Origin of the sequence: Actinomadura litoris (assembly GCF_009733595.1) — a bacterium.
Taxonomy (GTDB): domain Bacteria; phylum Actinomycetota; class Actinomycetes; order Streptosporangiales; family Streptosporangiaceae; genus Spirillospora; species Spirillospora litoris.
The window spans coordinates 275,458-288,707 of sequence record NZ_WOFH01000009.1; the positions used below are offsets into that span (position 1 = coordinate 275,458).

Annotated in this window: 13 protein-coding genes; 6 read left to right on the plus strand and 7 right to left on the minus strand. The window is 73.2% G+C overall.

Annotated features, from left to right (window positions below):
* Positions 1–184: 184 nt before the first annotated feature.
* The 6 genes from GNZ18_RS25425 to mca are packed head-to-tail and all read right to left on the minus strand — an operon-like array spanning position 185 to position 6,532.
* A complete protein-coding gene (locus tag GNZ18_RS25425) occupies positions 185–2,170 on the minus strand; it encodes a thioredoxin domain-containing protein (RefSeq protein WP_156219043.1) in 1,986 nt (661 codons plus the stop codon).
* Between the two features lie 31 nt (positions 2,171–2,201).
* Positions 2,202–3,560, minus strand: coding sequence for a dihydrolipoyl dehydrogenase family protein (locus GNZ18_RS25430; protein ID WP_156219044.1), 1,359 nt, complete (start codon positions 3,558–3,560; stop codon positions 2,202–2,204).
* Complete coding sequence (locus tag GNZ18_RS25435) at positions 3,557–4,513, minus strand: ribonuclease Z (protein WP_156219045.1); 957 nt, start codon at positions 4,511–4,513, stop codon at positions 3,557–3,559. Before GNZ18_RS25435 ends, GNZ18_RS25430 begins: the two co-directional genes overlap by 4 nt.
* Before the next feature lie 51 nt (positions 4,514–4,564).
* Positions 4,565–5,398, minus strand: coding sequence for a hypothetical protein (locus GNZ18_RS25440; protein WP_156219046.1), 834 nt, complete (start codon positions 5,396–5,398; stop codon positions 4,565–4,567).
* A gap of 46 nt (positions 5,399–5,444) precedes the next feature.
* Positions 5,445–5,672, minus strand: coding sequence for a hypothetical protein (locus tag GNZ18_RS25445; protein ID WP_216651443.1), 228 nt, complete (start codon positions 5,670–5,672; stop codon positions 5,445–5,447).
* Positions 5,660–6,532, minus strand: coding sequence for a mycothiol conjugate amidase Mca (mca, locus tag GNZ18_RS25450; protein WP_156219171.1), 873 nt, complete (start codon positions 6,530–6,532; stop codon positions 5,660–5,662). The genes GNZ18_RS25445 and mca overlap by 13 nt, the downstream gene beginning before the upstream one ends.
* Before the next feature lie 191 nt (positions 6,533–6,723).
* Here mca and GNZ18_RS25455 point away from each other — a divergent pair, with 191 nt between their 5' ends.
* Positions 6,724–7,110, plus strand: a complete 387-nt coding sequence (locus tag GNZ18_RS25455; protein WP_156219047.1) for a DUF4307 domain-containing protein — start codon at positions 6,724–6,726, stop codon at positions 7,108–7,110.
* A gap of 211 nt (positions 7,111–7,321) precedes the next feature.
* The gene (greA, locus tag GNZ18_RS25460; protein ID WP_214620878.1) at positions 7,322–7,822 is read left to right on the plus strand and encodes a transcription elongation factor GreA; all 501 of its coding nucleotides are present in this window, start codon (positions 7,322–7,324) and stop codon (positions 7,820–7,822) included.
* A 54-nt stretch (positions 7,823–7,876) separates the two neighbouring features.
* Here greA and GNZ18_RS25465 read toward each other — a convergent pair whose 3' ends face one another.
* Complete coding sequence (locus GNZ18_RS25465; RefSeq protein WP_156219048.1) at positions 7,877–8,353, minus strand: Lrp/AsnC family transcriptional regulator; 477 nt, start codon at positions 8,351–8,353, stop codon at positions 7,877–7,879.
* Between the two features lie 124 nt (positions 8,354–8,477).
* Between GNZ18_RS25465 and hppD the strand changes: the two genes are divergently transcribed.
* The 4 genes from hppD to GNZ18_RS25485 all read left to right on the plus strand — a co-directional run bounded on the left by hppD (position 8,478) and on the right by GNZ18_RS25485 (position 13,201).
* Positions 8,478–9,569 (plus strand): 4-hydroxyphenylpyruvate dioxygenase, encoded by a 1,092-nt coding sequence (hppD, locus tag GNZ18_RS25470; protein ID WP_156219049.1) that lies wholly within the window; start codon positions 8,478–8,480, stop codon positions 9,567–9,569.
* A gap of 121 nt (positions 9,570–9,690) precedes the next feature.
* A complete protein-coding gene (locus GNZ18_RS25475) occupies positions 9,691–10,557 on the plus strand; it encodes an RDD family protein (RefSeq protein ID WP_156219050.1) in 867 nt (288 codons plus the stop codon).
* 76 nt (positions 10,558–10,633) lie between these two features.
* Positions 10,634–11,575, plus strand: coding sequence for an RDD family protein (locus GNZ18_RS25480; RefSeq protein ID WP_156219051.1), 942 nt, complete (start codon positions 10,634–10,636; stop codon positions 11,573–11,575).
* Positions 11,576–11,689: 114 nt separating this feature from the next.
* The gene (locus tag GNZ18_RS25485; protein ID WP_312874730.1) at positions 11,690–13,201 is read left to right on the plus strand and encodes a M1 family metallopeptidase; all 1,512 of its coding nucleotides are present in this window, start codon (positions 11,690–11,692) and stop codon (positions 13,199–13,201) included.
* Positions 13,202–13,250 lie beyond the last annotated feature (49 nt).

Consider the following 13,250-nt stretch of genomic DNA (forward strand, 5'->3'; position numbering starts at 1 on the left):
GCACGGCGACGGCCCCGGTTGAACGGCTACGGCCCGGCTCCACGACTATGGCCCAGCGGAGCGACCGACGTCCAGATACCCCACGCGTCGCCGGGTATCCCCGTCCCCGCCCCATTGGTCAGCCGCGTCCCCGCCGTTTCCCGGTCTGGGTGAGACCAAGGTCACGGTGCCACAAAATGGACAATTAATCCAACAACCCACGTAGTTCGCGGTTCAGGTCCGCGGGGGCCGTCACGGGCAGCCGGCAGGTGAACCCGCGGCACACGTACGCCGCCGGGGCACCGTCCACGAGCCCCCGTCCCTCCAGCAGCGGCACGTCCCCCGCGCCCGGCTCGCCGACGCTCACCACGGCGCCCGGCGCGACCGCCAGCAGCGCGGCCCGGTGCAGGTCACGCGTGCGCGCGTCGTCGCGCGCGCCGACGACGGCGATCTCCGCCGGTCCCGTGACCAGCGCCTCCGCGACCGCCAGCCCCCAGCCCGCGAACCGCGCGTGCTCCCCGGCCAGCGGCCCGACCGGCCCGAGCGCGGCGACCGCGGCCTCGCGGTGCCGCTCCGACCCCGTCAGCGCCGCGAGCGACAGCAGCGCCCCCGCCGCCGCGAACTGCCCCGAGGGCGTCGCGTTGTCGGTCGGGTCCTGCGGCCGCCGGAACAGCCGCTCGGCGTCGTCGGCGGTGTCGTAGAAGCCGCCGGAACCGTCACCGAACCTTTCCAGGACGGTATCGAGCAGGCCACCCGCGCGCCGCACGTGCGCCGCGTCCCCGGTGACCGCGTGCAGGGCCAGCAACCCCTCGGCCACGTCCGCGTAGTCCTCCAGGACGCCGGAATTCGCCCCGGCGACCCCGTCGCGCGACGTGCGGACCAACCGCCCGTCACGCATGTGCACGTCGTCGAGGAGCCGGGCGACCTCCTCCGCCGCCCGCACCAGGTCGGGACGGTCGAACAGCGCGCCGCACTCGGCCAGCGCCGCGACCGCGAGCCCGTTCCAGGCGGCGACGACCTTGTCGTCCCGCGCGGGAGGCACCCGGTGGGCGCGCGCCGACAGCAGGGCCGTCCGCACGCGCTCGTACCGCTCGGGGTCCTCCGGGTCGCTGAGAAGCTGCAGGACGGACGTCCCGTGCTCGAACGTCCCCGTCACCTCGAACAGGCCCGCCGCGTACGCGCCGTCGTCCTCCCCGAGGACCTCGCGCAACTGCGCCGGAGTCCAGACGTAGTACTTCCCCTCCTCGCCCTCGCTGTCGGCGTCCAGCGCCGAGGCGAGCCCGCCGTCGTCCGTGCGGAGGTCGCGCAGCATCCAGTCGCACGTCTCCAGCGCGACCCGCTTCGCGAACGGCGAGCCGGCCAGCCGCCACCAGTGCGCGTAGACCCGCGCCAGCAGCGCGTTGTCGTAGAGCATCTTCTCGAAGTGCGGGACGACCCACTCCGCGTCCACCGAGTACCGCGCGAACCCCCCGCCGAGCTGGTCGTAGAGCCCGCCCCTGGCCATCGCCTCCAGGGTGCGCGCGGCCATCGCGAGCGCGCCGCCGTCGCCCGTCCGCGCGTGGTGGCGCAGCAGGAACTCCAGCGCCATCGACGGCGGGAACTTGGGCGCCCCGCCGAACCCGCCGCGCGCCGCGTCGAAGGACTCCGCGAGCACCCGCACCGCGTGCGCGAGCCGCTCCTCCTCCGGCACCGCCTCGCCGGCGAGCCCGCTCCCCCGCGCGGTCAGCGCGGAGACGACCTGCCGCCCCTGCCCGACGACGTCCTCGCGCCGTTCCGTCCACGCCTTGTCGACGGCCTGGAGCAGCGCCCGGAACTGGGCGCGCGGAAAGTAGGTCCCGCAGTAGAACGGATGCCCCTCCGGGGTCATGAACACCGTCATCGGCCAGCCGCCCTGGCCGGTCATGGCCTGGGTGGCCTCCATGTAGACGGCGTCGATGTCCGGCCGCTCCTCCCGGTCGACCTTGATGTTCACGAACAGCTCGTTCATGATCCGGGCGGTCCCACCGTCCTCGAAGGACTGGTGGGCCATCACGTGACACCAGTGGCACGCGGCGTAGCCCACCGACAGCAGCACCGGGACGTCGCGCCGCCGGGCCTCGGCGAACGCCTCCTCGCCCCACTCCCACCAGTCCACCGGGTTGCCGGCGTGCTGCAGCAGGTACGGGCTGGTCGCGTCCTTGAGCCGGTTCATGCCTCCGATCCTGCCCGATCGCGGCGCGCGGTCACGGGGCGAGGGGGGCCAGGGCGGTCTGGATCGCGCGGTGGAAGGTGGGATAGGCGTAGATCATCTCGCGGAGCGCGGCGGTGGGGGCGCCGGTGTGGACGGCCACGGCCAGCGCGCCGAGGATCTCGCCGCCGGACGGGCCCGCCACCGTGGCGCCTACGAGGACGCCCCGGTCGGCGTCCTCGACCAGCTTGACGAAGCCGTCGTTGCCGACCTTGTGGATCCAGCCGCGGGTGGACTCGGGGATCTGCGCCGTCCCCGTGCGGACGGTCAGGTCCTGCTCCCGGGCCTGCGCCTCGGTGAGGCCGACGGACGCGATCTCGGGGTCGGTGAACGTCACGCGCGGGACGGCCCGGTAGTCCGCGGCCGCGCCCCGCTCGCCGAGGATGTCGCGGACGGCGATGTTCGCCTGGTACATCGAGACGTGGGTGAAGGCGCCCTTGCCCGTGATGTCGCCGATCGCCCAGACGCCGTCGGCGGCGCGCATGGCGCCGTCCACCGGGATCGCGCGGGCGCCTTCGTCCAGGCCGACGGCGCCGAGGCCGAGGCCCTTCAGGTTGGGGCGGCGGCCGGTGGCGACGAGCAGGCGGTCGGCGGTGAGGCGCTCGTCCCCGAGGTGGAGCGTGAGGCCCTCGGCGTCCTGCGACGCGCCGGTCACCTTCACACCGGTGCGGACGCCGATGCCCTCGCGCTCGAAGACCTCGCGGAGGAGGTCGCTGGACTCGGGCTCCTCGTTCGCCAGGAGGCGGGCTCCGGCCTCGACCACGGTGACGCGGCTGCCGAAGCGGGAGAACACCTGCGCCATCTCCGCGCCGACGACGCCCCCGCCGAGGACGAGCAGCGAGCCGGGCACCTCCTCGGTCTGGACGGCCTCGCGGTTCGTCCAGTACGGGAGGCCGGCCAGCCCGTCGATCGGGGGCGCGGTCGGGGACGTGCCGGTGTTGAGGACGATGCCGCGCCGGGCTCGGACGACCCGGCCCTCGACCGTCACCTCGCCGGGGCCGGTGATGCGGCCCTGGCCCCGCAGGAGCGTCACGCCCTTGCCGGTAAGGCGGTCGGCGGCGGCGGTGTCGTCCCAGGAGTCGGTGGCCTCCTCCCGGATCCGCGCGGCGACCGGCGCCCAGTCCGGGGTGAGGGTGGCCGCGCCCGCCATGCCGGGGACGCGGCGCCCCTCGGCGAGCAGCCCGGCGGCGCGCACCATCATCTTGGTCGGGACGCACGCGTAGTAGGGGCACTCGCCGCCGACCAGCCGCGACTCCACCCCCACCACCGCGAGCCCGGCCTCGGCGAGCCGGCCCGCCGCGTCCTCTCCGCCGGGCCCGAGCCCGATGACGACGATGTCCACTTCTTGGGTCATGCCCCACTCCTGCCCAGGAAGTCGCCCGTAGTCACGCGGCGCGGCGGCATGGGCACGCGGTCCAGGTCGTGGACGAGGGTGATCTCGCCCCCGAAGACGCGGGACGCCTCGTCCAGGAACCGGCGCTCGTCATCGCCCTTGTAGCGTTCCGAGAAATGGGTGAGGACGAGGTGCCGCACCCCCGCGCCCGCCGCGATCGCCGCCGCCTGGGTCGAGGTCAGGTGCCCGTACTCGGTCGCGAGCGCCTCGTCCTCGTGCAGGAACGTGGACTCGATGACCAGCATGTCGACGCCGTCCGCCAACTCCCGCGCCCCCTCGCACACGCGGGTGTCCATGACGAACGCGACCTTCTGGCCCGGACGGCGGACGCTGCACTCCTCCAGCGTGACCGTCCGCCCGCCGGCCTCGACCCGCCCCTCCTTCTGGAGGCGCCGGACGAGCGGCCCGCGCACCCCCCGCTCGGCGAGCGCGTCGGGCAGCATCGTCACGCCGTCGGGCTCCTCCAGCCGGTACCCGTACGCCTCGACGGGATGCGACAGGCGCCGGGCGACCAGCGTGAACGGCTCCTCGGCCAGCGTCGCCCGGTCGCCGGACACCGGGTGCTCGCGGATCACGTCGGTGTCGCGGAACGCGGACGCGTGCCGCAGCCGCTCCCAGAAGCGCAGGCCGCCGGCGGGGAACGCCGCGTCCACCGGGTGCTCGACGCCGTCGCGGGCGACGCGCTGGACGATCCCGGGGACGCCCAGGCAGTGGTCGCCGTGGAAGTGCGTCACGCAGATCCAGGTGACGTCGTGCGCCGACACCCCGGCATGCGCCATCTGCCGCTGCGTGCCCTCGCCCGGGTCGAACAGGAGGCCGTGCCCGTCCCAGCGCAGGAGGTAGCCGTTGTGGTTGCGGGACTTGGTGGGCACCGCGCTCGCGGAGCCGAGGACGATGAGATCACGAGCCGACATCCCCCCATCGTGCCGGGCGGGCGGCTCCGCGAGCGCCTGAATTCGTCGCGGTCAGGGGCCCGGCGCGGCGCGGCGGTCCGCCACGGCCCGCCCCCGCGAGCTCGGGACCGAGGCGTACAGCTCCGCCGCGCGGTCCAGCGCCGCGCCCTCGGCGGGGGTGTCGCCGCGCAGGTGGGAGGCGTCGGCGAGGTGCACGAACAGGTCGGCCTGCCGCTCGACGGCCTCCGCCGCCCGCATGATCTCCAGCGCCTGGCCGAAGAGGTTGAGCGCGGTGACGGGACGGCGCATCCCCAGGTACGCCTGTCCGAGGCCGGTCAGCGCCAGGGCCCGGTGGTAGCCGTCGGGGTCGGGCGGCGCGGCGAACGCGTCCGGCAGCGGGCCGAGCAGGTCCAGCGCCCGCTCGGGCGCGCCCGCCGCCGCGAGCGCGCGCCCGAGGTGGAGGCGCGCCATCAGCACGTCGCGGGCGTCCCCGTCGCGCTCGGCGCGGCGGAGGGCGTCCTCCAGGGCGCGGGCCGCCTCCGTCCAGCGTCCCCGTTCGAGCAGGGCCAGGCCCTCGGCGGCCGGGTCGCCGGCGGCGAGGCAGTGGTCGAGGACGCGGCGGAGCGCCGCCTCCCGCTCCGGCTCCGGCTCGTCCCGCTCGGCGAGCTCCCGCGCGTGGTCGTGCGGCGGGCCCGGCAGCGCGAACCGGCCGCCGCCCGCGTCGGTCAGCAGCCCGCGGCCGGCCAGCGTCGCCAGCAGGCCGCGCGCCTCGTCCTCGGGCAGGTCGGCCAGGACGGCCGCCGCCCGGGGCTCCACGTCCTCGGCCGGGTGCAGGCCGAGCAGCCTCAGCAGCCGGGCGGCCTCCGGGGGCAGCTCCCGGTAGGCGGCCTCGAACCTCGCGCGCACACCGGGGGTCCTCCCCGACCGGACGCGCCCCAACCCGGCGGACGCCTCAGGCGTCGTCGGCCGGCTTGTCGGCGGCGGCGGCCCTCGCGGCCTGGGCTCGCTCCCATTCCTGCTGCTTGAGGTCGGCCTCGCGGGGCGCCTGGATCTTCTTCATCTGCTTGTTCATCGAGCGGACGAGGAACACCGTGGCGACCGCGAGCGCCAGGAACACCCCGAAGCCGAGGAAGCCGGGGCTGACCGTGTCGTCGTTGAGGGGGATCGCTAGTGGTAGCACTGCAAGGACACCTTCTCCCGGATGCCGGCGAACAGATCGTCCTCCGGCAGCTCGGTGTCGACCAGGGACCTGGCCAAATGGTAGTCCTCCGTCGGCCACGCCTCGCGCTGGACGTCCATCGGGACGACGAACCAGAAGCCGTTCGGGTCGATCTGGGTGGCGTGGGCGAGCAGGGCCCGGTCGCGGGTCTCGAAGTGGTCGGCGCAGGGGACCTTCGTGGTCACGGCCCAGCGGGCGGGCTCGGTGTCCTCCTCGAAGCGCTTCAACCAGTCGTGGTAGGGCGACTCCAGGCCGGCCCTCAGCATCGCCTCGTGCAGCGTGACGACCCGCTCCTTGGTGAAGGTCATGTGGTAGTAGAGCTTGAGCGGCGTCCAGGGCTCGCCCGCGTCGGGGTAGCGCTCCGGGTCGCCCGCCGCGTCGAACGCCTCCACCGACACCTCGTGGCACTTCACGTGGTCGGGGTGCGGGTATCCGCCGCGCTCGTCGTAGGTCAGCATCACGTGCGGGCGGAACTCGCGGACGGCGCGCACCAGCGGCTCGGCCGCGGTCTCCAGCGGCTCCAGCGCGAAACAGCCCTCCGGCAGCGGCGGCAGCGGGTCGCCCTCGGGGAAGCCGGAGTCGACGAACCCCAGCCAGCGCTGCTGGACGCCGAGGATCTCCCGCGCCCGCGCCATCTCCGCCTCGCGGACCTTGCCGATGTCGGCCTTCACCTCGGGACGGTCCATCGCGGGGTTCAGGATGTCGCCGCGCTCCCCGCCGGTGCAGGTCACCACCATCACCTCGACGCCGTCCGCGACGTACCTCGCCATCGTCGCCGCGCCCTTGCTGGACTCGTCGTCCGGGTGGGCGTGCACCGCCATCAGGCGCAGCGCCTCCGCGCCCCCGCCCGGCCGTTCCAGCGTCGTACCGTCGATGACCTCGGACACCTGGGGATCTCCCTCTCCGCGAACTGGGACATACAGGGCCGGGCGGACCCCCGGTTCGGAGCACGCGCCGCGGCAGACGAGAATTGTCCCTGACAACGTCCACGGCCGCCACGGAGATTCCCGCCATGACCACGAGCGTGTCCGACGCCCCGGCGTCCGCGGAGCCGAAGCGGGGCCGCCTCGGCCTGGTGCTCATCGGCGTCCTGGCGGCGGTGACGGCGGGCGGTTTCGGCATCCTGGCCGCCCACACCGGGCAGACCCCCGGCATCGTCCCGCAGACGATCACCTACGACGTCCGCGACGACACCACGGTCGAGATCAGCTACTCGGTCGCCAAGCCGAAGGGGGACGAGGTGCACTGCAAGATCGACGCCTACGACGTGAACTTCGTGGTGCTGGCGGAGAAGGCGGTCACGGTCCCGGCCGGGACGTCCGGGGCGACCCGCTCCGACACCCTGCGCACCCCCCGCCGCGCGACCGGCGCGCGGGTCAAGGAATGCCGCAAGGCCTGAACCGCCCACCACACCGCTAGCCACGGCTCACGACACGCCTCACCGCCGGGACGCCGACCTGTGTTTGCCCGGTTGCAGACGCCGAGTTCAGGGAACCTTTACCCGCACACACCGGATAGGCTAGAGGTTTCACCCGGCCGCACTTCATGTCGATGTGGCGCTCTCCCCGGCGGGACGAGCGAGGATCGCAACATGTGGATGAGGAGTACCCGTGACCGAGACCCGCGCTGACAACGTCACCTGGCTGACCCAGGAGGCGTACGACCGGCTCAAGGCTGAGCTGGACCACCTGTCGGGCCCGGGCCGCATCGAGATCGCACAGAAGATCGAGGCGGCGCGGGAGGAGGGCGACCTGCGCGAGAACGGCGGCTACCACGCGGCCAAGGAGGAGCAGGGCAAGATCGAGGGGCGCATCCTCCAACTCCAGGGGATCCTGGAGAACGCCCGCGTCGGCGAGGCCCCCCGCACGGAGGGCGTCGTCGGGCCCGGGATGACCGTCACGGTCGCCTTCGAGGGCGACGACGAGGAGGTCACGTTCCTGCTCGCCTCCCGCGAGGAGAGCGGCGCCCCGATCGACGTCTACTCCCCGAAGTCCCCGCTCGGCGCCGCCATCAACGGCAAGAAGGTCGGCGTCAAGGCCACCTACTCGCTTCCCAACGGCCGCAGCATGACCGTGGAGATCCTCGACGCGACCCCCTACGTGGGGGCGTAGCCGTCGCCGCCCTTGGCGGCGGGTCCCCCGGACCCGACGCCAAGGGCACGGTGTTCAGGCACCGCTCCGGGCCACGGCCCGCACCAGCGGGAGCGTGCGGTAGGGGACCTGCTCGGCCAGGGAGATCACCGAGGACGCGCGTTCCACGCCCGCCACGTCCACGATCACGTCGATGACCCGCTGCAGGTCGGTGTTGCTGCGCGCGACGATCCGGCAGAGCATGTCGCCGGGGCCGGTGATCGTGTGCGCCTCGATCACCTCGGGCACCTGCGCGAGCCGCGCGGCCACCGGGTCGTGCCCGCCCGCCTGCCGCAGTTGCAGGGTCACGAACGCCGTCACCCCGTAGCCGATCGCCGCCGGGTCGATGTCGGGGCCGAAGCCGCGCGTCACGCCGTCGCGGGCCAGCCGGTCCAGCCGCGCCTGGACGGTGCCGCGCGCCACCTTGAGCCGCCGCGACGCCTCCAGCACGCCCACGCGCGGCTCGGCGGCGAACATCTCGATCAGCCTGCCGTCCAACTCGTCGATCGACATCGCGCCTCCAGCGATGGTCACCATGTACAGGAAGCCCGGTCAGGCCCCATGTTCACTGTACAAACTGACCAGTGTTTTGGACGACTCTTGCGCAGCTTGTAGTCGTCCAACGAAATTGGATGGCATGGATGAGTTTCCGGTCAAGGGCATGGACGCCGTCGTCTTCGCGGTCGGCAACGCGCACCAGGCGGCGCACTACTACTCGACCGCGTTCGGGATGCGCAGGGTCGCCTACCGCGGCCCCGAGAACGGCCTGCGCGAGGAGGCCGTGCACGTACTCCAGTCGGGCGGGGCCCGGTTCGTCTTCCGGGGCCCGACGAAGGCGGGCACGGAGATCGGGCGCCACGTCGCCGCGCACGGCGACGGCGTGGTGGACCTCGCGATCGAGGTCCCCGACGTCGAGGCGGCCTACCGGCACGCCGTCGCGAAGGGCGCGACGGGCCTGGAGGAGCCGCACGTCCTGGAGGACGAGCACGGCAAGGTGACGATCGCGGCGATCTCCACCTACGGCGAGACGCGGCACTCGCTGGTCGACCGCTCGCTGTACGACGGGCCGTACCTGCCCGGGTTCGAGGCGGCGGACCCGATCGTCGCGCCGCCGGAGAAGCGGTTCTTCCAGGCGATCGACCACTGCGTCGGCAACGTCGAGCGCATGGACGAGTGGGCGGACTACTACCACCGTGTCATGAACTTCACGGACATGGCCGAGTTCGTCGGCGCCGACATCGCCACCGAGTACTCGGCGCTGATGTCCAAGGTCGTCGCGGACGGCACCCGCAAGGTGAAGTTCCCGCTGAACGAGCCCGCCGAGGGCAAGCGCAAGTCCCAGATCGACGAGTACCTGGAGTTCTACGGCGGCCCCGGCGTGCAGCACATCGCGCTGGCGACCAACGACATCCTGTCCTCGGTGGACCAGATGCGGGCGGCGGGCGTGGAGTTCCTCCAGTGCCCCGACTCCTACTACGAGGACCCGGAGCTGCGCGCGCGCATCGGTGAGGTGCGGGTGCCGATCGAGGAGCTGCAGAAGCGCCGCATCCAGGTGGACCGCGACGAGGACGGCTACCTGTTGCAGATCTTCACCAAGCCCGTCCAGGACAGGCCGACGGTGTTCTTCGAGCTGATCGAGCGGCACGGGTCGCTCGGGTTCGGCAAGGGGAACTTCAAGGCGCTGTTCGAGGCGATCGAGCGGGAGCAGGAGCGTCGCGGGAACCTGTGATCTTCGTCCCCTCGCCGATCGGGGGATCCGGCCCCGGACGCCCCGCGTCCGGGGCCGGACGGCGATTCGGGGCGGTATGCACGGGACCAATCCCCCTCCAGGGCGGGCACACTGTGTGCCCATGAGCCAACCGCCCGAGCAGCCACAAGGCTGGCATCCCCCTGACGAACCGCCGAAACAGGACGAGACGCCGCAGAGCGATGCCGCGCCGCAGGCCGAGCCCGCGCCCGCACCCGCGCCCGACGACCGCCCTCCGCCCTACCAGGGGCACTACGGCAGCGGCCAGGCGCAGCCGCTGCCCGCCTATCCGCAGCAGGCGCACCCCCAGCAGCCCTACGGCCAGCAGCCCTACCCGCAACAGCCCTACCCGCAACAGCCCTATCCCCAGCAGCCGTACGGGCAGCAGCCCTACGGGCCTCCCGGGGGAGGCCCGATCGCCGGACGCGGCGCGCGGCTCGGCGCGGGGCTGCTGGACTGGCTCATCGTCGGCGTGGTGTCGGTCCCGTTCCTCCTCCCGGCGATCCGCTGGGACCGGTTCCAGGACGCGGCGGACTCCGGCGAGACCCTGGAGGCGGCCGACATGTACGACATCCCGCGCCTCCTCATCGGGTACGCGTGCATCCTCGTGCTGGGGTTCGCCTACTACACGGTCCAGCACGCCAAATGGGGGCAGACGGTCGGGAAGCGGGCGGCGGGCGTCCGGGTGGTCCGCGCGTCCGACCACGGCCCGGTGAGCTGGGGCCAGGCGGCGCTGCGGCAGGGGTTCGTGTACCTGCTGACCATCGGCTCGGCCGTCCTCAGCCTGCTCGGCCCGGTGGGGAACCTGCTGGGCATCCTCGGGCTGCTCGACAACGCCTGGATCCTCTGGGACCCGCAGCGGCAGGGCCTCCACGACAAGGTGGCCAAGACGGTGGTGGTGAAGGCGGCTCAGTGGGCGCCCAACCCGTACGCCAAGGCCCGCGTTCCGGGCGATCCCGGCAACCTTTGATCATCCACGGGTAAACATTGCGGCGCCCCGGGCGCGGCGAGGTTTGCTCGGCGGCGCCCGAGCCCACCTTGACGGCATGACGCAACCGCCGAACGACCCCGCGCCCGGGGATGAGCCGGACCACGGCCGCCAACCGCCGCAGGAACCCGACGACCAGCCCGAGCGCCCCGGCCCGTACGAAGGGCCTCCCCTCGGCGGCGAGCAGCCCGGCTACGGGCGGCCGCCCGGCGAGGAGCCCGGCTACGGGGAGCAGCCGGACCACGGCCGGCAGCCCTACCCCGAGCAGCCCTACTCCGAGCAGCCGTACGGGCAGCGGCAACCCGGATACGGGGAGCAGCCCGGCTACGGCCAGCAGCCCGGGTACGGCCAGCAACCGGGCTACGGGCAACAGCAGCCGGGCTACGGCCAGCAACCCGGATACGGCCAGCAACCCGGATACGGAGAGCAGCCGGGCTACGGAGAGCAGCCCGGGTACGGGCAGCAGCAGCCCTACGGCGGGCTGCCCGGGTACGGGGGCGGGGGCGAGGCGTACGTCGACCCCGCGGCGGGCCTGGCGAGCCGGTGGGCGCGGCTGGGGGCCGCCATCGTGGACGGGATCATCCTCGGCATCGTGACGACGCTGATCTCGCTGCCGTTCATCGACTGGGACCGCGTTTTCCACCCCGACGACGGCGACTCCTTCTACGGCGGCGGCCGGGCCGCGTCCAACGTGTTCGGGATCGTCCTCGGGTTCCTCTACTACTGGCTGATGCACGCCCAGTCGGGGCAGACGCTCGGCAAGAAGCTGCTGCGGATCCGCGTCGTCCGGGAGGAGGACGGGGGCGCGATCGGCAGCGGGCGGGCCGCCGGGCGCTCGGCGTTCTACGCCGTGCTCGGCGGGATCTGCGGCTGCATCGGGCTGATCAACGTCGCGTGGATCCTGTGGGACCCGCGCAAGCAGGCGCTGCACTGCAAGGTCGCGCACACGGTCGTCGTCAAGGTGGATCCGAGGGCGCCCGATCCCTACGTCCACCGCTGAAAGGCTTCACCACAAACACGTCCGAGTTGCCCAGCGTGCCCTCCGCCGGGCAGTCTGGTCGTTGTGCACAAGGCCGGAAACCCACCCATCCGCCGTCGCCACGCCTCACGAGCGGTGGGAGGGCTGGCCGCGCTCGCCGTCGCGGCGTCGCTGACCGCCTGCCTGCCGCCCTTCGGCGACGACGATCCGGAGGTCACCTCGACCGACGGCTCGGCGGTCGACGGCCCGGCCGGTCCCACCAGCGCGGGCGACGCCTACGTGCCCGGTGACGGCAACGGCGGCTACGACGTCCAGCACTACGGGCTGAAGCTGACGATCACGCCGGGCGGCGCGCGGGAGCTGGACGGCACCGCGACGATCACCGCGACCGCGAACGAGCGGCTCGCGCGCTTCAACCTCGACCTGACCGCGCTGGACGTCGCGTCGGTGACGGTGGACGGCGCGCCCGCGCGGCAGCAGCGCGGCGGCGGCGAGCTGGAGGTCACGCCCGCCAAGCCGCTGGCGAAGGGCGCGAGGTTCACGACGGTGGTCCGGTACTCGGGGACGCCGCGTCCGGTGACCGACCCGATCCTCGGCAAGTACGGCTGGGTGCGGACGCCCGACGGGGTGTTCGTGGCGTGCCAGCCGAGCGGCGCGCACACCTGGTTCCCGAGCAACGACCACCCGAGCGACAAGGCGACGTTCGACTTCGAGGTCACGGTGCCGCGGGGGCTGACGGCGATCGCCAACGGCGAGCCCGAGACCCCGGTGCCCGGTTCGCCCGGCGGCGGGGCGGAGGGGCCGGGCAACGGCGTCCCGCCCGACGTGCCGACCGGCGGCCCGCAGGACCCGACCGTCGTCCCGGCCGCCGCGCACCGCCTGACGACCACCACGAAATGGCACGTCAAGGACCCGATGGCGACCTATCTGGCGTCGGTGAACGTCGGCCGGTTCGCGGTCCGGACGGGCCGCACGGCGGGCGGCGTCCCGGTGATCACGGCGGTGGACCCGTCGCTGACCACGGTGAACCTCGACACCTTCCACCGGCTGAACACGCAGGTCACCGACGAGTGGTCGAAGCTGTTCGGGCCCTACCCGTTCGGGTCCACCGGCGGGCTGATCGACAACGCGAGCGTCGGGTTCGCGCTGGAGGCGCAGACCCGCCCGGTGTACGGCGCGTTCGGGCTGGAGCCGACGATCGTCGCGCACGAGCTGGCGCACCAGTGGTTCGGCGACAGCGTGAGCCTGAAGCGCTGGCAGGACATCTGGCTGAACGAGGGCTTCGCGACCTACGCCGAGTGGATGTGGGACGAGAGGTCCGGCGGCCAGACCGTGCAGGAGCACTTCGACGAGCTGTACGGGCAGCCGGGCAACGGCGAGCTGTGGGACGTGCCGACCGGCCGCCCCGGCCGCGGCCAGATGTTCGGGCGGGCCGTCTACGACCGCGGCGGGATGACGCTGCACATGCTGCGCAAGAAGGTCGGCGACGCCGCGTTCTTCAAGATCCTCCAGACGTGGACGAAGGAGAAGCGGAACACCAACGCGGTCACGCCGGAGTTCATCGCGACGGCGAACCGCGTGTCGGGGCAGAAGCTCGACGCGTTCTTCGACGCGTGGCTGTACCAGCGGGGCCGTCCCGCGAAGTGACCGCCCGGGTAAGCGTTCGGTCAAGTACGGCAGGGCGAGTGCCGGGAGG